The following is a 22,705-nucleotide window of genomic DNA, read 5'->3' as shown; positions in this document are numbered from 1 at the left end:
TTCTGCCCCTGAGCGCCACCTTGCGGCCAGCCTCCACCTTGCGCCTGTCCCACGCGTAGCGCTTGGCGTGTGGCAGCGCGAGGCCTTTTGCATCGCGCTGCCCCCTCGTTCCTGTCTTTCTTCATCGGTGTCCAGGGAGGCCCGTTTGGCAACGGTTCTGGTAGCAGACGACGAGCCTGTCAACCGCGAGTTGGTGGTGACCTTGCTCAAGTACGCAGGCCACCAGGCCCTGGAGGCGATCGACGGTGCCCAGGCGCTCGATTGCGTGCTGCTGTACCGGCCGGACCTGGTGATCTGCGACATCCTCATGCCCACCATGGACGGGTACGAGTTCGCGCGCCGGCTGCGCGAGGACACCCGCGTGCAGGCCATCCAGGTGATCTTCTACAGCGCCACCTTCCTGGAGCACGAGGCGCGCGTGCTGGCGGCCGCCTGCGGCGTGCACACGGTGCTGGCCAAGCCCTGCGAGCCCGAGCTCATCTTGCAGACCGTGGAGCGCGCGCTGGCGCCCGGCGGGCTGGACCAGCGGGTGGCCGGGCATGGCGCCTCGTTCGAGCGCGAGCATGTGCAGCTCATCAGCGACAAGCTCATCGAGAAGGTTGCCGAGCTGGAGCAGGCCAACGTGCGGCTGCAGGGGCTGTCGAGGCTGAGCCTGGGCCTGTCCTTCGCGCGCGACCCCCAGCAATTGCTGGAGACCTTTTGCCGTGGCGTGCAAGACCTGTTTGCGGCGCAGGCCGCCATCACCGCCGTGCTGCGCGTGGGCGACAAGGGCATGGACTGGTGCGCGACGGGCTTGCCGGGGGATGAGCCCCCAGGCCTGCGGCCGGCCGTGGCAGAGGCCTTGGCCGGCATGGCCCGGCAGGGGAATGGCAGCGCGCCGGCCACGCGCCGCATCGACCTGGACCCACCCGCGGGCGTGGACGGCGGGACCGGGGGGAGCGGCTGCGCACCGCTGGCGCAGGCGCTGCGGGCCTGTCTGCCGCAGGCGCGCTGGGCCCTGCTGGTGCCCATAGCCGCGCACAGCGCCTGCGATGGCTGCGTGGTCCTGCTCGGCGCGCGCGAGGGCGAGCTGCCGCCCGGCGGCAGCGAAGCGCAGGCCCTGGAGGCGCAGGCCGCGCACTTCGGCCGGGTGTTCGAGAACATCCGCCTGTATGCCCAGGAGCAGGACCAGCTGGCCCAGCTGCGCGCGCAGGAGCGCGAGCGCGAATGCACCGAGGCCCTGCTGCGCCTGGAGCATGCCACCGCCAGCGCGCTGGCCGGCGCGGACGGGCTGGACGCTGGGGCCCTGGCGGTGCTGCGCATCCTGTGCGAAGCGCAGGACTGGGTGTTCGCCCGCTTCTGGATTGCCGACGACGCGCGCGGCGTGCTGCGCGTGGTCGCCCACTGGAGCCTGCCGGGCATGGCGCCGCCCGAGCCGCCCGAGGGCCTCGCCCGGCTGGTGCTGCACAAGGGCGAGGGCCTGGCCGGCCATGTGTGGGCCAGCGGCGAGCCGCTGTGGGTGCCGGACCTGCGGGCCGAGCCGCGCGTGGTGCAAAAGGGGCTGGTGCAAAGCGACGTGGTTGCCAGCGCCAGCCTGCTGCCTGTGGTGTCGGGCGGTCAGGTCTTTGGGGTGCTGGCGCTGCGGGCGCGCGGCGCGCGCGTGCCCGATGGGCGCCAGCAGGCCTCGGTGCAGGCCATCTGCCAGCAACTGGGCCAGTTCGCGCGCACCAAGCTGGGTGAGCGCCGCGTGCAGCGCCTGCACCGCGTGTCCAGCGTGCTCAGCGACATCAACTCGCTCATCGTGCGCGCCACCGACCGCGACGAACTGTTTGCCGAGGCCTGCCGCATCGCGGTGGAGACGGGCCGCTTTCGCAAGGCCTGGATCGGCATGCTCTCGCACACGCCCTGGCGCCTGCAGGCGATCATGGCGGCGGTGAGCGACGTGCCCCTGTCCGCCGAGGCCCTGCTGTCCATCCGCGAAGCCATGCAGCAGCAACTGCAGGGCGGCGGCGTGCGCCTGGAGCAGCTGCTGGAGCACGGGCAGCCGATTTTTGAGAACGACATCGCCGCCAGCGACTGGCCCGGCGTGCGCGAGCGCGCACTGTCCGCGGGCTCGCGCTCCCTGGCCATCCTGCCGCTGGTGGTGGAGCGCCAGGCGGTGGGCCTGGTGGTGCTGCACTCGCTGGAGGTCGGCTTCTTCGATGACGAGGAGTGCCAGTTGCTGCTGGAGCTGGCGGGCAACCTGGCCTTTGCCATGGAGCACCTGCAGCGGGCAGAGCAGATCAACCGCCTGGCCTACTACGACGTGCTCACCGGCCAGGCCAACGGCATGCTGTTTCGCGAGCGCCTGGCGCAGCACCTGCATGCGGCCGCGGAGCGCCAGACCCTGGTACTGGCCATGGTGGACATCGAGCGCTTCAAGTCGATCAACGACTCGCTGGGGCGCCATGTGGGCGACGAGGTGTTGCGCCAGGTCGGCGCGCGCATGGCGCAGCTGCTGCGCGGCGCGAGCCACATGGCGCGTGTGGGATCGGACCAGTTCGCAGTGCTGTTCGACGAAGAGCTGGCAGAGATCGAGGTGGCCCGCATGCTGCAGGACTTCTACCGGCAGTGCTTCAGCGACCCGGTGGTCGCCAGCGGCGTGGAGCTGCGGGTCAGCGGCCGCATCGGCGTGGCCCGCTTTCCGATGGATGGCGACAGCGCCGAGGCGCTGTACCACAACGCCGAGGCGGCGATGAAGCGCTCCAAGACCTCCATGGACCAGGTGCTGTTCTACGACGCGCGCATGACCGAGGTCATCGCCGCCAAGCTGGCGCTGGAAAACCGCCTGCGCCGCGCGCTGCAGGCGAGCGAGTTCACGCTGCACTACCAGCCCAAGGTGGACTGCGTTGCGCGCCGCACTGTCGGGCTGGAGGCGCTGATCCGCTGGAACGACCCCGAGCGCGGCCTGGTGTCCCCGGGCGATTTCATCCCGCTGATGGAGGAGACCGGGCTGATCGTCGAGGTCGGTGCCTGGGCCTTGCGCCAGGCGCTGGCCGATCGGCGCAGCTGGCAGGCCCAGGGCATGCACCCGCCGCGGGTGGCGGTGAATGTGTCTGCCATCCAGCTGCAGCGTGCAGAATTTCTGGGCATGGTGCGGACCCTGCTGGCGCAGGAGCCGGGTGAGCCGGGCATCGACCTGGAGATCACCGAAAGCGCGGTGCTGCAGCAGGTCGACAAGACGGTGCAGACCCTGCACGACTTGCGCGCCCTGGGGCTGGACATTGCCATCGACGACTTCGGCACGGGCTACTCTTCACTCTCCTACCTGGCCCGGTTGCCCGTGCAGGTGCTCAAGATCGACCAGTCCTTCGTCTCGGCGATGGCCAGCGATGCCGATGCCCAGACCCTGGTGGACACCATGATCTCGCTGGCACATGCCTTGCGCATGAAGGTGGTCGCAGAAGGGGTGGAGACCGAGGAGCAGGCCGCCCTGCTCAAGATCCTGCGCTGCGATGTGATGCAGGGCTACCTCATCAGCAGGCCGTTGGCGGGTGAAGCGCTGCTGCAGTGGCTGCAGCGCCAGTCTGGCCATCCCCAAGGGGCTGTGCGCCAAGGGCCCTAGCCTGGGCGGAGAGGGCGGCTGGGTGGCTGCTCAGTGCTCGGTATCGTTGCCCTGCTTGCCCGTGGTGACCGAGGCGATCACTTCGAGCACGAAGGTCAGCAGCAGCACGGCGCCGGCCGCCATGGCATGGCCCGAGAAGTACAGTGCGGGGGGCGCGAGGATGGCTGCGAAGATCAGCAGGGCGTAGTGCCTGGGTTTCATTGCGGGTGCCTCCTTGGGGTGCGCCGTTGCCCTGGCTCAGGTGCGCGGCAGCTCGCGCAGGTCCACGGTGCCGCCGGCCTCATAGACGGGGTTGCCGGCCAGAAAGCGCCTGGCGGCCTCCAGGCTGTCGGCGCGCACGCGGATGAAGCCGCTCGGCGCGCCGCTGAGCGCCTGGCCGGGCTGGCCCTTGCGCAGGCGCTCGCCCGCGCCGATGGCACTGCCACCGTCGAACTGGCCGCTGGCGCGCAGCTGGGTGAGGTAGTCGCCCCAGCGCTGCGGGTCGTTGGCGGCCGCGGCGTCGCTGGCGTCTTCGTGCATGAGCAGGATGTATTCGTTCATGGTGTGTTGCTTCTTGCTTGTGGGGCGTTCACAGCGCGAACACCTCGAGCGACAGCTGCTGCATGCCGCCCACCAGGGTCACCAGCGGGTCGGTGGCCAGGGGCAGGGCGGCGGCTGCGGCGATGAGCGTGGCGGCGGTGGCAAAGGGCTTGTCGGTGCCCACCATGGCCGAGAACTGGGCCACGAAGGCCTCGTCCACGGGCGTGTTGAGCAGGTTGGAGCCCACCAGGCGCACCAGGGCGGCGTTGTCCGTGCCGGGCAGCAGGGTGTCGACCATGTTCTGCGCCAGGGCGTTGTAGCTGCCCAGTTCGTCGGCCTTGCGCACCCAGACCGATAGCTCATGCCGGTCGGGGCTGCGGTCGGTGAGGGCGCTGAACAGCGTGAAGGCCTGGCCCACATGGCCGCCTTCGGTCACGCCCAGGTGGGGCAGGGCCGTGTCGTAGGCGAGCAGTGTGTCCTTGAGCTCGATGCGCTCCACGCCGCGCAGGGTGGCCGGCGTGCCGGCGCTGCCGCCGACGGGGGTGAAGACGATGGCCCCGTCACTGCGGTGCAGCAGGCCCAGGGCCTGCAGGCTGGCGTAGGGGGTGTCGAGCACCACGGTGTCGATGTTGCTGCTGCCGCTGATCTGGTCGGCACCGCCCTGCGAGACAAAGCGCGTGCGCACGCCTGCGGCCGCGGCCAGGGTGTCGGCGCCGGCGGTGCCGGTGAGCGTGGTCTGCACATGGGCGGTGGTGGTGGCGATGGTGCCCAGCTCGTCGAAGGCGGAGATGTAGGCGCCGTCGCCCGCCGTCCAGCCGATGGCGAAGCTGCCGTCGGCAAAGGCCTGTGTGGCCGTGCCGACGGAGAAGGTCTTGTCCACGATGCGCACGTAGGAGTGCGCGTCCACCAGGATCTCGCCGCCGAACTTGCTGCCATTGGCGTGGAAGATCTGGCCCCGGATCTCGCCGCCCAGGTTGCCCTGCACATCGACCGTGCTCCAGAACACGACGAAGCGGCCGTCTGCCAGCGCCTGCACGGCCTGCGGGCTCTGGCTGCCCGTGGCACCGGCCGTGTTGACCACGAATGCGTTGCCCTGGGGGGCACCCTGTGCGTCGAGGAACTGGCCCTGCACGTCGATGCTGTCGTTGGTGTTGGGGCCCGTGCCACGGCTGCTGGTGAGCTGCAGCAGGCGCCCGTCGCCCAGCGCGTGGATGAGGGCGCGCCCGGCATGCACGCCGAGGTTGATCTCCGCGCCGATGGGGGCGCCCGTGTCGGCGCTGTAGAACTGCAGCCAGTTGACTGCACCGGTGAAGTCGGTCGTGCTCGTGGTGCGCAGGCCGGCAAAGCGCGTGGCGTCCACCGCAAAGAAAAGGCTGTTGGTGGCATAGGCCGTGGGCGTCCCCATGGCGGCGCCGGTTGCGTCGTACAGGCCGCCGTAGGTGGCAGCGCTGCTCGCGTACTGCCCCCACGAGACAAAGACCTTGCCATGGGCCAGGGCCAGTGCGTTGATGCCCGAGATGCCTTCGCGGTTGCCGATGAGGGTCTGCTCACTGCCAATGCGCGCGCCGTCTGCGCCAAAGCGCTGGGCCAGGATGGCGTTGCTGCTGTTCGGCTGCCAGGTCACCAGCACCGTGCCATCGGCAGCCGTCTCGGCATGGGCGCCGTACTGGTGGTTCTGCGTGGCCGTGTTGACGACGAAATCGCCCCCGGCCAGCGTGCCGGTGCTGCGGTCTGCAATGCGGCCGATGATGGCGTCGCCATCGCTGTCATCGGGGTGCCGGCCGCCGTAGACGATGAGCATGCGGTCGTTGGAGAGCGCGGCAATGGACAGCGGGCCGGTGGCCCGCGGCGTGTAAAGGGCGGTGTGCGCCAATGGCATGGACGAGGATCTCCCAGGAGTGCATTGATTCTTGTAGTGCCTGCCGGTTCGGGCGCTGGGTGCGCATGCATGAGCGTGTGCATGCATGGATACCCGCACGAACATGGCGGCGCAATGGAGAATGCCGCAAACCGGGGGAGCGGTCGAGCTTTTGAAGGCAACAGAATGTTGGCGCGGCCCAGGGGCCGCGCCGCCTCATTCTGCGGCCTTCACCTCTCTGTGGCAGGGCCGGCCAGCCGGTGCCCGGGCCGTCAGAATGCTGCGGCGAGCTGGCCGGCACCGAAGTTCGCGTAGTCGGTCGCGCTCATGGTGAGCACGCCGACCACCGAAATGCCTGCGTTGGTGAAGTCGCTGCTGGCCAGGTTGGTATCGCCACCCGTGTTGCTGCCCACATTCACCACGGCCAGCACCATGCGCGAGTTGGTGGTGTCGTAGGCCGATACCAGGTAGTTGCCGTTGGCCGCCAGGGTGTCGATGACGGCCGTGCCCAGGGCTGCCGCAAAAGTGCCCTTGACATCGGTGGTGAACGCGACGGCGGTGGTCAGCTTGATGAACGACACATCGGTGGCAGCGGTGGCCGAGGTGTCTTTCGCCACCGTCTGCACCACCATGGCGTCACCTGGATCCAGCGCCTGCGCGGCGGCACCTTTGGCCAGGCCGTTGGCGACGGAGTGCGTGAAGCTGGTGTCATTGGCACTGAAGGCCAGTTGATCGGAGGCCAGCGCGAAATCGGTGATGTGCGCGAACGCGGTGTAGTTGGTCGCGGCGCCCGTGCCGGCGGACACACTGGCCACAAAGCGCACCACATCGTTGCCCGTGCCGGTGGTGATGGTGTCGGCCCCCGTGCCGCTGGGCAGAAAGCTCACCGCGCCCAGCTGGATGGTGTCGTCCCCACCGCCGCCCACCAGCGTGTCGGCCGCGTTGCTGCCCTTGAGGGTGTCGTTGCCCGAACCGCCCTTGATGGTCACGGCACCCAGGACGGAGCCCGTGATGGCCAGGTTGCCCGTGAGGGCCGAGGCATCGATCTCCACGCCCCCGGCGATGTTGCCTGCAGAAAACGTGAAGTTTCCCGGACCAGTGAGGGTGTATTTGGTCACGCCCGTCACGTTGCTCGCATCCAGTTGGCTGCTGCTGTTGACGGTCAGCGCGATGGTTTCGACGTTGGTGATGGTGGGCGCAATGGCGGCGCTGGCCATGGTGGCCGTGAGCTTGTCGTTGCCGCCCAGGCCGTCAATCTGATCGCCAGTTTGCAGCGTGCCTACGGGGGCATCGACCCAGTCGTCCCCCGTGGTGAGCGTGTGGGTGTCGGTCGTCCCAGTGAGTGTGACGGTGGGCGTTGCCGGTGGTGGTGGTGGCGGCGGCGGCGCAGGCGCGTCCTCGGGCGGCGGTGGCGCTGGGTTGAGCCGGATCTTGGCAGGCTCCACTGTGGCGGGGTCGGCGGTCACGCCCACCAGTACCTGGGCCAGCTTGGTGAAGTCGGTCTCGGTACTGACCAGGAGCTCGGCGTGGTAGTAGGCCACCTCGGTCTGGTTGTTGAGCACGGCCTTGGCCGGAGCGAACCCTGGGTGGGTGGCCGCATCGAGCGCTTGCAGGGCCTCCACGATGATGTGCGCGGCCGTTTTGCCACCTTGGTAGCTGTTTTCTGCCCAGGTGCGCAGCCACTGGTACTGTGCGGAGGCCATGCCCAGCGGGGCGAGGAACTTGGCGGAGAAGACCTCGATGAAATCGCTGGACGCCATGCGATCGGGATAGGTGGCCTGGAATTTGTCGGTGGCAGCCAGCGTGGTGGCCAGCTGAAGGAGCGTGCTGCCGGCCTCCATCGCCTCCTTCATCAGCTTCAGGTAGGACTGGCCCGGCGCAATGCCAAACATGCCGATGGCGAGCTTGATGAGGTTTTTCGTGCCTTCCACTGTGACGATGGCCATGGGTGAATTCCTTTTTGTGAAAGTTTGTAAGCGCACCGCCATGGTAGCGCCTGTGTGGGCTTGCTGTGTCCGGACAAGCCCCGAAAAGCCTCCATCGGCGCTTTGTCATTGCAGGCCAGCCCCGGCACGCGGCCGCGCATGGCCCGGGTGATGGCCGGGGCATGCGGGTGCTGCAGGGTTTTGTCTCCATGGGCAGCCCGCCTGGCCCTGCGATCCCATGCCCATTCGCATGGGGCCGTCACAGCCGGGGCAGCACCTCTTGCCCTATCTCGCGCAGCACCTCGTCCGGCGCGCGGCCCTGGCGCTGCGCCAGGTTGAACAGCACGTGGCCCACGCCCATGGCATGCAGGCGCTGCAGGTAGGCGATGAGTTCATTGCGCCCGGTGCGCAGGCCCAGCTCCAGCGGCTCGGCGGGGGCTGCCGGGTCGGCCAGCAGGTCGAGCTGCACGGACTGGATGAAGGGCTTGCGTTCGCCGCCGGCCTTCTGGTCCAGCGCCTGCTGCCACAGGTGGATGCGGCCCTGCTGGCGCCCCTCCTCGCGGTGGTAGCTGGCCCAGGCGTCGGCGTGGGCGGCCGTCCATTGCAATGATTGCCGGGCCGACCCGACCACCACCATGGGGATGCGCGCCGCAGGCGGCGGCATCAAGTCATAGCCGCCGGTGGCATCGAGCAGCGCCTGCCGTTGATCGGCATCGGGCGACAGCGCGGCGCGCACCAGCGGCCAGCGGCTGCGAAAGGCCTCGCCCCGCGCGTCCAGGCTTTCGCCGAACGAGGCGAACTCCTCGGGCCGGTCGCCCGAGCCCATGCCCAGGATGAAACGGCCGCCGCTGATGCGGTCCAGCGACAACGCCGCCTTGGCCACATGCAGCGGGTGGCGCAGCGGCAGCACGATGGCGGCCGCGCCGATGGCGATGCGGCGCGTGGAGGCGGCCAGCGCAGCCAGCCACAGAAAAGGATCGTCGAGCGCGCTGGCGGTGTTGTCGCTGCCCTGGGGGACCATCAGCGGCACATCGCGCGCCCACAGGGCGGCAAAGCCCAGGTCATCGGCCAGCGCGGCCAGGCGCGTGTTGGCATGCAGGTCGGCCATGGCACCGCCATGGTGGCCAAAGGGGGTCATGAAACCGAGCGTGAGTCGCCCGGTTTGGAAGACCTGCGTGTGGCCGGCGTTGAAGGAAGGCGAAGACATGGCGTGGAGGATAGGGCGAACAGCCGCCGTGTGCCCGGGCGGCGGCAATGCCCCTGCCTGGCGGGGCGGGCCCTATTTGCGCGCCTCGCGCGCCCAGGGGGCCAGCCGGCCCAGGTCCCGCAGCTGTCCGTTGGTGTCGGGGCCCATGTACATCAGGTGCGGGGTGCCGTGGTCGTTGACGCCCAGGGCATGCCCACCGGGGTAGACACGGTAGCGGAAATTCACGGGGTGGTCGGCCATGACCCGCTGCCCGGCGGGAAAGATCTGTGGCAGGGCGCGTTCCGCCCAGTCCATGACCAGCGCCGCGTCGTTGTGGGGCCGCAGCGCGCTCACGGCGAAGGGGGTGAAGGATTGGGGCGGTGCACAGATGGCCAGGTTGAAGTCGGGGTTCTTGTAGGGCAGGTAGCCCGTGTTCGGGTCGTAGGGCGTGTCATCATTCATTTCACCCCCGCGCTGGCCCCGGCATGCGGATGGATGCGCGAAGCGCGGCGCAGCCCATAGTGGACTATGGGCAAGCCGAGCGACAAAGCAGACGCCGCATGCCGGGGCCAGCCCGAAGGGAAAGCCTGCAGCGCGGCACATTGCGGCGTTGCCCTTCGCTTGCGTAGCGGTGCTACGCGGCACTCAGGGCGCCTTGCACTGCACCGCGCTGCAGGCTTTCGCGGGGGTGAAATGAGTGATGACACGCCCTATGCGCCATAGCTGTAGCACAGGTTGTGGCCCAGGGCAGGGCCCTTGCCCCAGCATTGCGCATAGCCGCCGTCCAGCACGGCACAGGCGTGCTCCAGGCCGGCACTGATGGCCACGGCGTCGGTGATGCCGACCACCTGCACATAGACCGCACCCGTCTGGTTGGGCACGTAGCCGGTGCCCAACTGGCCCTTGGAGTGGTCGCCCCAACACTGGACGCGGCCGTCCAGCAGCAGGGCGCAGCTGAAGCCGTAGCCCACCGCGACCGCTTTGGCCCCAGGGCCCAGGCCGGGCACGTCCACCGGGGTGGTCACCGTGCCTGCATGGGCCGGCACGCCCAGCTCGCCAAACAGGTTGCGGCCCCAGCAGGCGACCTTGCCGGCGCTGCGCAGCACGCAGGCGTGGCCGTCGAAGAGGGCGACGTCCACGGCATCCTGGACGCCGGGCAACTGCCGGGGCGTGCGCGGATCGTCCTGCGCGCCTGCCAGCAGGCTGCCCGCGCCAACGCACCACACCGTGCCGGTCCGCAGCACCGCGCAGGTGCTGCTATTGCCTGCGGCGATGCGCACCGCATCGGACAGGCCGGGGACGCGCAGGGCGGACTCGGTGGTCATGACGGCGGGCGCCTGCAGCCCCATCTGGCCCTGGCCCGCATCGCCCCAGCACGCCACGTCGCCAGCCTGCATGAGTGCGCAGGCATGCCGCATGCCTGCCGCGATCTGCGTGGCGTAGAGCCTGCTCTGTTCGGTGCCCTGGCGCAAGGCCATGGGCCAGATGGCGTTCCTGCCGTCGTAGTTCAGGCCCCGCTGGCGGTACTCGTTCCTCGGGCCCCAGCAATGCACGGTGCCCTCGGCCGACAGTGCACAGCTGAAGCCGTTGCCTGCCTGGATGTCCAGCATGCGGGTGGTGGCCAGTGCCGGATCCACCGGCACGCTGCCCCAGCAGGTGGGCAGGCCGGCATCGGAGACTGAGCACGCATGCTCGTACCCTGCGCTGATGGTGGTGGCCAGCGCCGGCACCATGGTGCTGCCGAGCAGCCATGCTGCACAGGCCAGCAGCCAGCGCGAGACGAGGGGGCGGGTGATGGAGGGGCGAAGGCTCATGCTGGCTGCGGCAATGCGGGAAAAACCATTCTAGGCACGTGCCCGCTGCGGGGCGCAATCCCCCAATCGGGCCGGCCCTGGCCCGCACTGCCTCGGCCCGGCGTTTGCGTCAGAAGCTTTCCCACTCATCGTCGCCACCCTTGGCGGCGGCGCGGGCCACGGGGGGCGCCGCCAAGGGTCGGGCGGTGAGGGGCGCAGGGGCTGGTGCCTTGGCGGTGTGGGCCACCCTGGCCGCGGCACGTGCAAGGGCCGGTGGCTTGCTGGCCGTGGCTGCGCGGGTGGGTCGGGCCGGCGGTGGCGGGCTGCGGTGGCTGATTTCGCCATCGTGCGCCAGCCGGAACACCGCCACCGCGTTGACCAGCTCGCCCGCCTGGCTGTTCAGGCTGCTCGCTGCCGCCGCCATTTCTTCCACCAGGGCTGCGTTCTGCTGCGTGGCCTGGTCCATCTGCGTGACCGCTTCTCCCACCTGGCCCACGCCTGCGCTTTGTTCGCTGCTGGCCGCGCTGATCTCGCCCATGATGTCGGTCACGCGCCGGATGGAGGCCACCACTTCGGTCATGGTGGCCCCGGCCTTGTCCACCAGCAGGGTGCCTTGCTCCACGCGCTCGACGCTGGCCGTGATCAGGCTCTTGATTTCCTTGGCGGCCTCTGCGCTGCGCTGGGCCAGGCTGCGCACTTCGCCGGCCACCACGGCAAAGCCGCGGCCTTGTTCGCCTGCGCGCGCGGCTTCCACCGCCGCATTGAGCGCCAGGATGTTGGTCTGGAAGGCGATGCCGTCGATGACGCTGATGATGTCGGCGATCTTGCTGCTGCTGGCGTTGATGCCTTTCATGGTCTCGACCACTTCGGCCACGACGTCACCGCCTTGCACGGCCACGGTGGAGGCGCTCAGCGCCAACTGGTTGGCCTGGCGCGCGTTGTCGGCGTTCTGGCGCACGGTGGAGCCCAGCTCTTCCATGGAGGCTGCGGTTTCTTCCAGCGCCGAGGCCTGCTGTTCGGTGCGGGCGCTCAGGTCGTTGTTGCCCGAGGCAATCTGGGCGCTGGCCGAGGCCACGCTTTCGGCGTTGCCGCGCACGCCGGTGACCACGCGGGCCAGGTTCTGGCGCATGTACTCCAGCGCCGAGAGCAGCTTTCCTGTTTCGTCGCGCGATTGCACGCTGATCTGCCCGCTCAGGTCGCCACTGGCCACGCGGTCCGCGGCCTGCACGGCCTGGGCCAGGGGGCGGGTGATGGAGCGGATGATGGTGATGGCCAGGAAGATGGCCAGCGCAATGGCCAGGGCCCCGGCGATCATGACGTCGCGCTGCAGGGCGGCGGCGGCGGCCTCGGCCTCCTTGCCGGACTGGTCGGTGAGCTGCGCCTGGAAGTCCACCTGGTCGCGCAGGGTCTTCTGGTAGTCGAGCTGGATGGGGCGCAGCTTTTCTTCGAGCAGCCGGGTGGCCTCGTCCTTCTGGCCCTTTTGCACCAGGGCCAGGAACTCGTCGCCGCGGCTGTAGAAGTCGGCACGGGCCTTGAGCATGCTGGCCAGCAACTCTTCGCCCTTGGGCGAGGAGATCAGCGTGTCCAGCAGCTTGTACTGCTCGGCCGTGGTAGAGCGCGCGGCGCTGATCTGCTCGAGCGCCGCCTTGGTGATGGGCTCCGAGCTGAAGATCACCAGGTTGCGGTACTGGATGGCCTGGGTGTTCACGCTGTTGGCCAGCACCCCCAGGGCCTTGGTGATGGGCACGCGCGTATCGAGCACGTCGTTGAGCTCGGAGCGCTGGTCTGCCGAGCGCACCAGGGTGGTGGCACCCAGTGCGATGAGCAGCAGCACCATCGCTGCAAAGGCCACCGTGAGCCGGGTGGCGATGGTCATCTTGTCCATGGTGGTTCTCCCTCGGGCAGGTTGCACGACTGCACAGCGGCATGCCGCATCCGTCGACAGGGCGGCCGCCTGGCGCACCCTACCGCGAAAGGCGGTTTGCCCGAAGGGATTTTTGACACGCACGCCACGCAGAAGCGGCGGCGGGCCTGGGGATCAGAGGGAGAAGGTGTTGCCCGCCTCGGCGCGCGCGCGCAGCCAGGAGAACAGCTGGTCGGCGTTGTCGACGATGTGCTCGAACAGCGCGCACTGGTCGTGCGACCAGAAGTACACGGCGCCGGCATCGGGCCCGTCGGTGCGCAGCAAAAAGCAGTCGGGCACGTCCGCATCGCCCACGATGGGCAGCATGCGCGCGGGGGTGATGCCGTCGTCGGCAATGGCCTGGCGGATCTCGGCGGCCAGCCCGGGCGAACTGTGCTCGTGCAGGCCCAGCCAGTCCAGCAGCTCGGCGTGCTTGTCCAGCGCCTCGCGCACGCTGAACCGGGTGTAGTCCTGGCGGTACTCACCGTCCACCACGCTGAGCTGGTGCGGCTGGCCGGGCGCGGTGAGCCATTGCCGGTAGGCGGCGGAGACTTCCAGCGCCTGGGGAAAGCGTTCGCGCAGCAGCGCCAGGTCGGCCTCGGTGGCGGGCTGGCCGCTGGCCAGCTCGAAGCGCAGGGCGGCCAGGCGCTCGCGCTCGGCCGCGTTGGCCTCGCCTTCCTCGCGCGCCACAAAGGCCTGGTAGCCGGGGTCGGCCAGCACCTCGGGCAGGTCCAGCTGCCAGGTGCGGTGCGCCTGGTAGGCCTGGGCATTGCGGCCCAGCTGCAACAGGGCGGTGACGCGGTATTCCTCGATCTGCCTTGTGCCGTGGCTGGTGCTGTCGGAGATGGCAATGGCCGCTAGCGCCTCACCGGGCTGGCCGGCCATGTGCAGCAGGTATTCGGCCCGTGTCTGCGCGGCGGTGGCAAGCTGCGGCGGCGCACTGGCATAGCCATCGCCAAAGTGGTAGCCCTTGCTGCCCTTCTCGCCGGTGTGCATGCGGTACACGTCGCCGCCCTGCGCGGCGGCGCTGTCGATGATGAAGCCGGCATGCGCCAGCGCGGCGGCCCAGTCGGCGTCGGCCTGCGCCGTGCCGGGGTTGGCGCGCGCCCGGTTGGCATGGGCGCGCCGCGCGGCGGTGTGCCAGTACCAGGCGTCGCGGCTGCCCTGGCATTGCTGCAGCAGGGCCAGGGCGGCATCGAAGTCGCCGCACTCGGTGTGCAGCGCGGCCAGGTCCATCCGGCATTCATCCGCCGTCTTGGGCCGCTGGCCGCGCAGGCTGGCAGGCGAGTACACCCGGTCGGGCGCCACCACTTCCTGCAGGCCCGCATCGGCCAGCGTGCGGCGCAGTTCGGCAAAGCGCTGCAGCAGCGCCTGCGGCCCGCCATCTTGCGCAAAGGCCAGGTCCTCCACCATCTTGAACTGGTGGGCGCTGGTGCGTGCCTCCTGCCGCTTCCAGTAGGCCTGGCCGTCGTAGCCGTGGGGCTCGAGCGTGAGCTGGACGAGCAGTGGGGCGGTGTTCTTGCGCTGGGGCGCGGTTTCGAGCCAGAGGCAGGTGTAGGTGGTCATGCGTGCGTGCGAAGGTGCGGAGCGCCCTGCGGCGCAAGGCGGCTATTGGAGCACCGATACAGGGGCGCTCGCACGCGGCGTTGTGACGGAATTCACGGGAGGCGTTCTTTTCAGGCTCCGCCGCCTTGCCGCCGGAACACCCGCTCCACCACTTCGAACACCACCTGGAAGACGATGGCCAGACCGGCCGAGGGAATGGCGCCCGCCAGCAGGGTGGTGCCATCGTTGAGCGCCAGCCCCTGGGCGATGCGCTCGCCATAGCCGCCCGCGCCGATGAAGGCGGCGATGGTGGCCGTGCCCACCGTCATCACGGTGGCGGTCTTGATGCCGGCCACGATGACGGGCAGCGCCAGGGGCAGCAGCACCAGGCGCCAGCTTTGCGTGGGCGTCATGCCCAGGGCCACGGCGGCCTGGCGCGTGCCCTGCGGCACCTGCATCAGCCCCACGGCGGTGTTGCGCACGATGGGCAGCAGGGCATACAGGCTGAGCGCGACGATGGCCGGCACGGTGCCGATGCGGCCCAGCAGCGGGATGAGAGCGGCCAGCAGGGCCAGCGAGGGGATGGTCTGCAGCAGGCCCACCAGGCCCAGTACGCCTTGCCCCAGCCAGGCGTGCGCCGCAGCCAGCGTGCCCAGGGGGATGCCGATGAGCACGGCAATGCCGACCGATACGGCCACCAGCCACAGGTGGTCGCCCGTGAGGCGCCAGAAATCGCCGCCGAAAATGGCGCTGGACAGGGAAGGGCGGGCCTGCGGTGACGCCGCCGTGCTGGCTGCAGCGGCGGGCGTGGCGGCAGGTGGGGCGGAACCGGCCAGAAAGCCGGCCGCAATCGCCGAGAAGGCCTGACCCTGCAGCTCGGCCTGGGCGTTCATGGTGATCATGCGCGTGACGCCGATGCGGCCCTCGAGCGCCGCAATCTTCTGCCAGGCCTGGGGTGCGCGCGTGAGCAGGTCGGCGCGGTAGAGCAGCACCGCGTCGTAGCGCGGGAAGTAATTCGCATCGTCCTGCAGCGTCACCAGGCCCAGGTCGGCGATGCGCGCATCGGTGGTGTAGATGTCGGTCAGGTCGATGCGCTGGGACTGCAAGGCCTGGTAGGACAGGCCATGGTCGATGGAGGTGGGACGCTGCGGCAGCTGGTAGCGGCGGGACAGGCCGGGCCAGCCGTCCTCACGCCCCAGGAACTCTTGCGAGATGGCAATGCGCAGGTCCGGGGCCTTGCGCAGGTCGCCCAGCGTGGTGAGGCCATGCTGGCGCGCCACCTCGGCGCTGGCGGCCAGCGCATAGCCGTTGGCAAAGCCCAGTGGCACGCCCATGGCCAGGCCCATGGCGCGCAGCTTCTCGTCGATGGCCGCGCGCGGCGAGCCGGTGGGCAGCTTGAGGATCTCGCGCTCCACCGTGCCCAGGTATTCGGGGTAGAGGTCGATGGAGCCGGTCTTGAGTGCCTCCACTACGACGGCGGTATTGCCCAGGCCTTGGCGGTGTTCGGCCGTGGCGCCCGCCTGCCGCGCCGCTTGGGTGATGACCTCGCCGAGGATGTAGCTTTCGGTGAAGCGCTTGGAGCCTACGGAGACGGACTCGGCGGCCTGTGCCGGGCCGGCCACCAGGCCGACAACGGCCAGCGCGAGTGCAGTGGCTGTGGCTGTGGCTGTGGCTATGGCTATGGCGCGCAAGGAATGTGCTGCGTTCATCATCCGGGCCATTCTGCGCTGACTTGGCGGCCCCCGTGCGCATTGCTCGCCTGTCCGACACGCAGCATGCCACCCGCCTGACAGCGCACCCCCGGGCGCCGCCCCACCATGGTGGCATGCATGCCACCTCCCACCTCCCCGAAACCGACACGGTTGCCCGCGATGGCGCGGACATGGCCGGCACGGCGCCCCCGGTGCTGGACACCATCCACCGCCCGGCGCTGCTGGTGCTGCCCGGCTGGGACGACGATAGCCAGGCCCAGTACGAGGCGCTGGACCACGACCTGGCCGCCGAGGGCTGGCAGACGCGGCGCGCGCACCTGCCCGATGCCTATTGGCCGGCGGCAGAGCGCGCCAAGGTGAACCGCGAGGACAGCCTGCGCCAGTCGCTGCATAGGGTCTGTTCACACTACTTTCGGGGATCGCGTTGCCCGGCCTGGGGGCTGGATGCCAGGCGCCCGCGCGCAGCAAGGTAGGCACCTTGCAAGCGCGGGCAACGCCGCAGACGGCCCCCAGGCCGGGCAACCCGAAGGGAAGGCCCTTGCCGGCGCGCCACTCGTCGTTGCGCTCCTTGCGTGTGCAAGAGCACACGCTGCGTCACGCGCCTAGATTGGCACGCTGGCAAGGGCCTTCGCGACCCCGAAAATAGTGTGAGCAGACCCTGACCAAATGCTGCGCGTGCACGCCCGCCCCGACGGCATGGGGGTGCTGGGCTTCAGCTACGGCGGCTACATGGCTGCGTTGCTGGCGGGCATGTACCCGTTTGATTGGCTGGTGCTGCGCTCGCCGGTGATCTACCCCGATGCGGATTGGCTGCTCGCCAAGGAAGACCTGGACCGGCGCGAAGTGGACGCCTACCGCCACGCCATGCACACGCCCGAGAACAACCGTGCGCTGGCAGCGTGCACCGCCTTCAAAGGCGATGTGCTGCTGGTGCAGTCCGAGCACGACGAGGTGGTGCCGCGCCCGGTGATCGACAGCTATGCCTGGGCCTTCGGCAATGCGCGCAGCCTGGTGCGGCACACGCTGCTGGAGGCCGACCATGCCCTCTCGCAAGCCCGCTGGCGGCGCACCTACCACGCCATCGTGGTGGACTGGCTGCGTGAGCGCCGGCGTGGGGGGCGTTGAGGGTGGGTGGCCTTGGGCGCCCGCCAAGGCTCACAGGCGCACTTGGCGGATTGTTTCCATCTTTCGTGGGCGGCCGTAGCGCCAGCTGAAGGCGCTCATGAGCAATGGCAGGCTGGATGACACCACGGCGGTCAAAATGAAGTAGCCCAGGTCATTGGTCATGGCGGGAAGATTGCTCAAGGCGAGCATCGGGTAGCCCAGCCAGCAGAGGCCGCCGATGCCGCCGCCCAGCAGCATCGCCCGCCAGCGGGGCAGCCGGTTCGTCGCATGGCCCTGGTACTCCCTTACACCGAACAGCAGTACCGCCAAGATCAGGACGAGCGACAGGGCACTGGCAACGGCATACAGCGACATCCGGTAGGCGATGTAGTCCACGCCTGCCGGGCCTTCCAGCAACCTGGCCGGAAACACCAGTTTGCATATCCAGATCCCCAGGCCTGGATCGATGCTGCCGGCAATGGCAAACACCGACAGGCAGGCCAGGTGGACCGCCACCAGCGGCCAACCCGGCAAACCTTCGTCCGCGACATGCCGCACAAAGCTCTTGTGACCCACGGCCCTCTCCCTGCATGCAAAGCCGCAGGTCCGCAGCCATGAAGACTGCATTGCCTGCGGCATAGGTGTTGTTGTGTCGTGACAGTGTAGGGGGCGCTCCTTCACTGCCTGGCATTTGTCACACGGAGGGCATGGCTACTGCACCCGGGTATCAGCGGGCACCTGCGCCCGCACCGGCACCGGCACCTGGGCCAGCGCTGCCTGCGCCTGCGCCAGCGCCGGGGGCGCCTGCACCCACGCCTGCGCCTGCAGCACCGCCGCTACCGGTCCCGGCACCAGGGCTGCTACCGGCAGCACCGATGCCTGCACCGGCCGCTGCCGCACCGGGGGCGGCGGCCCCGGCAGCGCTGCCGGGAGCGCCCGCGCTGGTGGTGCCACCCGAGCCCGAGCCCACGCTGCCCGGGCCGGTGCCGCTGTTGCCGGCGCTGACCCCGCTGCTGGCCCCCGGGGCTGTGCCGCTGGTGCTACCCGCTGCGCCGGGCGCAGGCCCGGCACCGTTGGTGTTGCCCCCCGTGGCCGTGTCACTGCCGGGGGCGCCTGTGGTGCCGCCCGTGGCCGTGCTGCCTGCCACGCCGCCTGCGGGATTGCCGGCCGTTCCAGCGTTGCCCGCAGTGCCCGTGGTGCCTGTCGTACCCGTGCTACCTGTGGTGGTGCCGGTGTTGCCTGGAACAGCGGATGTGTTGCCGGTAGCCGGCGGCGAGCCGATGCTGCTGCTCGGTATGCCGCTCGGGATATTGCCCGGCACGCTGGTGTTGCCGATGCTGCTGTTGCTGCTGGGCGTGGTGGCCGTGCTGCTGGTGGTTGTGGTCGTCGCCGTGGTGCTGGGCACTGTGCCTGGGCTGGGGCTGCTGGTGATGGCCGTGTTGTTGTTGCTGCTGCTCGGTATGGCGCTGGGGATGTTGCCGGGAATGCTGGTGGTGCCGATGCTGCTGTTGCTGCTCGGCGTGCCGGGGGTGCTGGGGGCACTGGTGTTGCCCGGGCTGCCGATGGTGGCGGTCGATGGCGTGGCCGGGCTGGCGCTGCCGAAGCCGCCCTGTGCCTGGGCGGTCTGTGCGGCGGCGAGCGCCAGCACCGACGCTGCAAACATCGGGGCCGCCACAAGGCGGCGTGTATGCGAGAGAAATGGATGGCGCATGGTGAAGAAGCTCCTGAAGGTGGCGGTGGCCTGGGTGGTCACCATGCTTTCCATGGTGGAGCCGCCGGTGGCGCGCCGCGGTAGGGCCTGCGGTGTGCACGGGGTAGGACGCAGCGCCTGCGGCGTAGCCGGTGCTGTCTTTTGAAACATTTGGATACTTGGCCGCGATTTCGGACATCTCTGGAACGCCTGCTTGCGCATGTAATGGTGCCGCCTTGTTGCGCCCCACAGCCCCATGAACCCCTTGCTGCCGCAATTTCCCGAGTCGCTTGTGCAGATGCTGCACAGCCCCGATCTGTCCACCCTGCACGGGCACGTGCAGACGGTGGCGCAGGCGCTGGGGTTCGAGCATTTTGTCTACGCCCTGCGTGTGCCGGAGAACTTCACGCAGTCGAGCATCCTGATGGTTGATGGCTACCCGCCGGGCTGGACGGGCCACTACATGGCGCAGGCCTACCATGCGCACGACCCGGTGATCCGCTATTGCAGCCGCAACATCCTGCCCGTGCTGTGGCATGGCGTGCCGGGCGGTGCCTCCGAACCGGATGCCCGGCGCATCATGGGCGAGGCGGCCGAGCATGGGCTGTGCACCGGCCTGAGCGTGCCGCTGCACACGCCCCACGGCGAGCTGGGCATCTTCAGCGGCACCGTGTCGCGCGTGGGCCGCGCGGCCCAGGCCGACATCGCCCAGGCCCAGGCCCATGCGCACCTGCTGGCCAGCTATGTGCACGAGGCCTTGCGGCGCCTGGCCCCCATGCCGCCCCAGCGCCCGGTGCTGAGCCCGCGCGAGCAGCAGGTGCTGCGCTGGGCCGCCGATGGCAAGACCTCTTGGGAGATCTCGTGCCTGCTGCACATCTCCGAGCGCACGGCCAATTTCCACCTCAACACGGTGGCGCAGAAGCTCGGGGTGTTCAGCCGCCAGCATGCGATTGCAAGAGCGCTGCTGCTCGGGTTGATCCAGCCCAGCCCGTTCTGAAGCCGCCCCGGGTGGCTGTGCCCGGTTCAAGCGGTTGCGGCCACTGTCATATCTGACAGTTCATGCCCGTGCGGTGCGCCGATATGGTCGGGTCTTCATTGCCTTTGTTAGCTTTTTTCCTTTCTATTTTTGAGAGACGTCAATTCCATGAAGACAGCCTTTTCCGCACTGACTTGCCTGGCCGCTCTGGCCGTGATGAGCCCCCTGTCCGTGCAGGCGCAGGGCGTGCAGATCAATCTCGCCGGCTCCCAGGTGGGGGTGGTGGATGGCCAGAACCTGCGCATCAACAACGTGGAGTACGCGGGCCGGCGCTACATCCTGGAGGTGCAGTGGAACCCCAATGCCGCGACCTTCGTGCCCACCAAGGTGAGCGAGCAGGCGGCCTCGGGCTTGCTGTGCAACGCGCCGGTGTTCGCCTCCAATGCGCGCGCGGGCACGCTGATGCTGCAGGTCGACCCCGGCAACCGCGCGGTGCAGGCCTCGGTGGTCAATGACGGGCCGCAGGACCCCTGGAGCTTCTCGCTCTATGGCTGGCGCTTCGTGCACAACCAGACCGCCTATTCGCTGACGCTCAAGCCCTCGGAGGTGGACCCCAACACGGCGCTCATGAACCTGGCGAGTTCGAGCCTGTACAGCGTGCGTCCGCTGGCGCGGGGCGAGCGGCTGGTGGTGGGCACCATCAACAACCTGCCTGCGGGCTTCAACTTCAACATGCCCATCAGCAGCGTGGTCTACGGCAACCAGACCACGGCCTGCCAGTAGGCCAAAAGGCCAGCAGGCCTGGGCAAGCCTGCTGGCAGGGGCGCCGCAGCCCGTTCAGAGTCTGGCGCCGGCCTGGGATGACACGCCCAGCAGGTAGTCGGCCACCTCTTCCGAGAAGCGGCTGCGGTGCGTGCCGCCCAGCAGCACCGCGCCGTCGTCCCGGCCCTCGGGGTCAGGCCGCACGCTGGGCATGCCGTGGGCCACCAGGGCCTGGGCGCAGCCGACCCAGTCGCCGTCCGGCACAGGCGCATTGATCGAGGCCCATGACAGGGTGCCGATCACGTTGTCGCCAAAGCCGTGCATGGCCCGCCAGTCGGCACCGTGCTCGAGCAGGAAGCGGGTGAGCGGCGCATCGCCGCGGAACACGGCCTGGTTCAGGGCCGAGCCATCCCAGTCGCCGCCGCGCGTTTCGATGGGCCAGCCCAGGTGCACCATGGTGCGCACCGCTTCGCCACAGCCCTGGGCTGCTGCCAGCTCGGGCAGCAGGCGCAGCTGGGCGGGGGCCAGTGTGCCGAGGATGCCAGGGTGCGCGGCCTGGATGGCGCGGGCCGCCGGCTCGTCGCCGCGCGCGCAGGCGGCGATGAAGGCTTCGTCCGGAGCGAGCGGCGCGCTGCTGCTACTACTGCCTTGCCCTTCCTTCTCGGTGGCGTCCTGCAGCAACTGCGCCACCTCGGTCAGGCCGTAGCGCAGGGCCACGGTGCGGGCGGGCGTGCCGTCTTGCGTGCGCACATCGGGCCGGGCACCTGCGGCCAGCAGGGCGGCGATGTGCGCGGGTGAGCGGCGCCGGCGGATGGCCCACAGCAGCAGCGATCCCCATTCGGAGCCGGGCGCGCTGCCGGGCGCCTCGTTGGCATCGCCGCCATGCGCCAGCAGCAGTTGCAGGGTGGCCAGGTCATCGAGGTCGAGCACGCGGTACATGGCGTTGGTGCCGGTGATGCGCGCGCCGGCGGCCAGCAGCAGCCGGGTGCATTCGGGCCGGTCGAGCGAGTGGTACAGCGATTCGTTGTCGTCGGGGTCGGCGCCGGCTTCGAGCAGCAGTTGCGTGAGTTCGGGGTCGCGGTTGCCGCCGGCGGCGCCGTACAGGGCCGAGAGCGGGTGCGCCGCGTCGGGCGCCTGCAGCGAGGCCGGGGGCCAGCGGTTGCCCACCGCCTGGTCGGGCGAGGCGCCGGCAGCCAGCAGGTGGCGCGCGCAGTTGCGCAGCCGCTCGCGGTAGTCCGGCAACTGCAACAGTGCCGAGTGCGTGACGGCCACCAGCGGCGGCAGCCGCAGCGGGCCGCCCGCGCGATGCACCCAGCCCGGGTCGCGCTCCGTGGCCTGGCGCAGCACGGCTTCGTCGCCCACAGCGCAGGCGAGGTACGGGTCATCGCCCAAGAGCAGGGCCGGGTTGTCCTGCAGCAGGCGCACGGCCACGGCCGGCCGCGCGCGGTTCATGCCGCCGGAGATGTCGCCCGCATACACCAGGCCCAGCCAGTGCAGCAGGGCCCGGGCCGGGTCGCCGCTGTCGTCCAGCATGGCGCGGCGTGCGGTGACAAATCCCTGCAGATCGGCCCAGGAGGCAAAGCCGTATTCGCGCGCAATGCACGACTGCGCATCGTGCAGGCGCAGGCCCTGGGCGATCAGGATGGCGTCGTCCTGGCCCGCGGCGGCGGGCAGGGCGGCGCGAAAGCGCTCGAAGGCCGTGGGCTCGCTGGTGGTGTCGTGGGTGCGGTACAGGGCCAGGAGATCCTTGGCCTGTTTCTTGAGGTGGCCGATGTCGGGCCGGGCGGGAAGCCGCTTGCCGTAGGGCGTCGTCGTCATGAAGAAAACCTCCGTGCATCAGGTGCCGATGGCCCGCAGATCCGGCTGCACAAAAGGCGTTGGATAGGCGTGTGGTTGAAGGCAGCGCGGACTCTTTGTTGTCCTGTGCTGCCTTCTGCAAGTGGGTTCTACCCTTCCCGCGGGCCCGGGGGCGGCTTGCAACCGCGCGGGGGGATGATAGCGGATGTGTGTTTGCTGTTGTGGGTGTGGGTGCTGCTGTTCTTGTTTTGAGGTCAGAGGCCGGGATGTGCGCCCGGCGGCGCACCTTCTTTCTTTTGCGTCGCCAAGAGGGTGTAGAAAAAACAAAATACAATCCTGCAGCCTTGATTGA

18 protein-coding genes are annotated in these 22,705 nt (G+C 69.5%); 5 read left to right on the top strand and 13 right to left on the bottom strand.

Annotation, left to right across the window (positions count from 1 at the left end):
* Positions 1-145 precede the first annotated feature (145 nt).
* Entirely contained in the window at positions 146-3,583 is a 3,438-nt protein-coding gene (locus HNP48_RS31400) for an EAL domain-containing protein (RefSeq protein WP_184864821.1), read from the top strand.
* Between the two features lie 30 nt (positions 3,584-3,613).
* Here HNP48_RS31400 and HNP48_RS31395 read toward each other — a convergent pair whose 3' ends face one another.
* From HNP48_RS31395 to HNP48_RS31350, 10 genes are all read right to left on the bottom strand, one after another.
* Positions 3,614-3,784: a hypothetical protein gene (locus tag HNP48_RS31395; RefSeq protein WP_184864818.1), complete on the bottom strand. Its 171-nt coding sequence runs from the start codon at positions 3,782-3,784 to the stop codon at positions 3,614-3,616.
* Positions 3,785-3,820: 36 nt separating this feature from the next.
* Positions 3,821-4,123 carry a YciI family protein gene (locus HNP48_RS31390; protein ID WP_184864816.1) on the bottom strand — a complete coding sequence of 101 codons (303 nt, stop codon included), beginning with the start codon at positions 4,121-4,123 and terminating at the stop codon, positions 3,821-3,823.
* Between the two features lie 28 nt (positions 4,124-4,151).
* Complete coding sequence (locus tag HNP48_RS31385; RefSeq protein ID WP_184864814.1) at positions 4,152-5,981, bottom strand: hypothetical protein; 1,830 nt, start codon at positions 5,979-5,981, stop codon at positions 4,152-4,154.
* 251 nt (positions 5,982-6,232) lie between these two features.
* Entirely contained in the window at positions 6,233-7,906 is a 1,674-nt protein-coding gene (locus HNP48_RS31380) for a hypothetical protein (RefSeq protein ID WP_184864812.1), read from the bottom strand.
* Positions 7,907-8,144: 238 nt separating this feature from the next.
* A complete protein-coding gene (locus HNP48_RS31375) occupies positions 8,145-9,092 on the bottom strand; it encodes a TIGR03571 family LLM class oxidoreductase (protein ID WP_184864810.1) in 948 nt (315 codons plus the stop codon).
* A gap of 72 nt (positions 9,093-9,164) precedes the next feature.
* Complete coding sequence (locus HNP48_RS31370; RefSeq protein WP_184864808.1) at positions 9,165-9,533, bottom strand: hypothetical protein; 369 nt, start codon at positions 9,531-9,533, stop codon at positions 9,165-9,167.
* 248 nt (positions 9,534-9,781) lie between these two features.
* Positions 9,782-10,885 (bottom strand): hypothetical protein, encoded by a 1,104-nt coding sequence (locus HNP48_RS31365; RefSeq protein ID WP_184864806.1) that lies wholly within the window; start codon positions 10,883-10,885, stop codon positions 9,782-9,784.
* Between the two features lie 109 nt (positions 10,886-10,994).
* Entirely contained in the window at positions 10,995-12,749 is a 1,755-nt protein-coding gene (locus HNP48_RS31360; RefSeq protein ID WP_184864804.1) for a methyl-accepting chemotaxis protein, read from the bottom strand.
* Between the two features lie 153 nt (positions 12,750-12,902).
* Entirely contained in the window at positions 12,903-14,333 is a 1,431-nt protein-coding gene (locus tag HNP48_RS31355) for an SMI1/KNR4 family protein (protein WP_184864802.1), read from the bottom strand.
* Between the two features lie 110 nt (positions 14,334-14,443).
* Positions 14,444-16,021, bottom strand: coding sequence for a glycine betaine ABC transporter substrate-binding protein (locus HNP48_RS31350; protein WP_184864800.1), 1,578 nt, complete (start codon positions 16,019-16,021; stop codon positions 14,444-14,446).
* A gap of 116 nt (positions 16,022-16,137) precedes the next feature.
* Here HNP48_RS31350 and HNP48_RS31345 point away from each other — a divergent pair, with 116 nt between their 5' ends.
* Positions 16,138-16,497 (top strand): hypothetical protein, encoded by a 360-nt coding sequence (locus tag HNP48_RS31345; RefSeq protein ID WP_184864798.1) that lies wholly within the window; start codon positions 16,138-16,140, stop codon positions 16,495-16,497.
* Positions 16,498-16,699: 202 nt separating this feature from the next.
* A complete protein-coding gene (locus tag HNP48_RS31340) occupies positions 16,700-17,149 on the top strand; it encodes a YqiA/YcfP family alpha/beta fold hydrolase (RefSeq protein ID WP_221480421.1) in 450 nt (149 codons plus the stop codon).
* Positions 17,150-17,179: 30 nt separating this feature from the next.
* On the opposite strand, the gene HNP48_RS31335 is transcribed toward HNP48_RS31340, so the two are convergent.
* On the bottom strand, positions 17,180-17,704 hold the full coding sequence (locus tag HNP48_RS31335; RefSeq protein ID WP_184864794.1) for a hypothetical protein: 525 nt from the start codon (positions 17,702-17,704) through the stop codon (positions 17,180-17,182).
* 151 nt (positions 17,705-17,855) lie between these two features.
* Complete coding sequence (locus HNP48_RS31330) at positions 17,856-18,884, bottom strand: hypothetical protein (protein ID WP_221480420.1); 1,029 nt, start codon at positions 18,882-18,884, stop codon at positions 17,856-17,858.
* A 190-nt stretch (positions 18,885-19,074) separates the two neighbouring features.
* Between HNP48_RS31330 and HNP48_RS31325 the strand changes: the two genes are divergently transcribed.
* Positions 19,075-19,815, top strand: coding sequence for a LuxR family transcriptional regulator (locus HNP48_RS31325; protein WP_184864790.1), 741 nt, complete (start codon positions 19,075-19,077; stop codon positions 19,813-19,815).
* A 147-nt stretch (positions 19,816-19,962) separates the two neighbouring features.
* Positions 19,963-20,577 carry a hypothetical protein gene (locus HNP48_RS31320; protein WP_184864788.1) on the top strand — a complete coding sequence of 205 codons (615 nt, stop codon included), beginning with the start codon at positions 19,963-19,965 and terminating at the stop codon, positions 20,575-20,577.
* A 54-nt stretch (positions 20,578-20,631) separates the two neighbouring features.
* Here HNP48_RS31320 and HNP48_RS31315 read toward each other — a convergent pair whose 3' ends face one another.
* Positions 20,632-22,374 (bottom strand): ankyrin repeat domain-containing protein, encoded by a 1,743-nt coding sequence (locus HNP48_RS31315; protein ID WP_184864786.1) that lies wholly within the window; start codon positions 22,372-22,374, stop codon positions 20,632-20,634.
* Positions 22,375-22,705: the final 331 nt, after the last annotated feature.

This window comes from Acidovorax soli, assembly GCF_014207955.1.
GTDB lineage: Bacteria > Pseudomonadota > Gammaproteobacteria > Burkholderiales > Burkholderiaceae_C > Acidovorax > Acidovorax soli_A.
The sequence above is the reverse complement of the archived record's forward strand: the minus strand, read 5'-3'. Positions and strand labels throughout refer to the sequence as shown.

Excerpts from the sequence above, each read along its gene's own strand:
- HNP48_RS31395 (WP_184864818.1), bottom strand. The coding sequence starts at position 3,784 with ATGAAACCCAGGCACTACGCCCTGCTGATCTTCGCAGCCATCCTCGCG.
- HNP48_RS31390 (WP_184864816.1), bottom strand. The coding sequence starts at position 4,123 with ATGAACGAATACATCCTGCTCATGCACGAAGACGCCAGCGACGCCGCG.
- HNP48_RS31385 (WP_184864814.1), bottom strand. The coding sequence starts at position 5,981 with ATGCCATTGGCGCACACCGCCCTTTACACGCCGCGGGCCACCGGCCCG.
- HNP48_RS31380 (WP_184864812.1), bottom strand. The coding sequence starts at position 7,906 with ATGGCCATCGTCACAGTGGAAGGCACGAAAAACCTCATCAAGCTCGCC.
- HNP48_RS31375 (WP_184864810.1), bottom strand. The coding sequence starts at position 9,092 with ATGTCTTCGCCTTCCTTCAACGCCGGCCACACGCAGGTCTTCCAAACC.
- HNP48_RS31370 (WP_184864808.1), bottom strand. The coding sequence starts at position 9,533 with ATGAATGATGACACGCCCTACGACCCGAACACGGGCTACCTGCCCTAC.
- HNP48_RS31365 (WP_184864806.1), bottom strand. The coding sequence starts at position 10,885 with ATGAGCCTTCGCCCCTCCATCACCCGCCCCCTCGTCTCGCGCTGGCTG.
- HNP48_RS31360 (WP_184864804.1), bottom strand. The coding sequence starts at position 12,749 with ATGGACAAGATGACCATCGCCACCCGGCTCACGGTGGCCTTTGCAGCG.
- HNP48_RS31355 (WP_184864802.1), bottom strand. The coding sequence starts at position 14,333 with ATGACCACCTACACCTGCCTCTGGCTCGAAACCGCGCCCCAGCGCAAG.
- HNP48_RS31350 (WP_184864800.1), bottom strand. The coding sequence starts at position 16,021 with ATGAACGCAGCACATTCCTTGCGCGCCATAGCCATAGCCACAGCCACA.
- HNP48_RS31345 (WP_184864798.1), top strand. The coding sequence starts at position 16,138 with ATGCATGCCACCTCCCACCTCCCCGAAACCGACACGGTTGCCCGCGAT.
- HNP48_RS31330 (WP_221480420.1), bottom strand. The coding sequence starts at position 18,884 with ATGGTGACCACCCAGGCCACCGCCACCTTCAGGAGCTTCTTCACCATG.
- HNP48_RS31325 (WP_184864790.1), top strand. The coding sequence starts at position 19,075 with ATGAACCCCTTGCTGCCGCAATTTCCCGAGTCGCTTGTGCAGATGCTG.
- HNP48_RS31320 (WP_184864788.1), top strand. The coding sequence starts at position 19,963 with ATGAAGACAGCCTTTTCCGCACTGACTTGCCTGGCCGCTCTGGCCGTG.
- HNP48_RS31315 (WP_184864786.1), bottom strand. The coding sequence starts at position 22,374 with ATGACGACGACGCCCTACGGCAAGCGGCTTCCCGCCCGGCCCGACATC.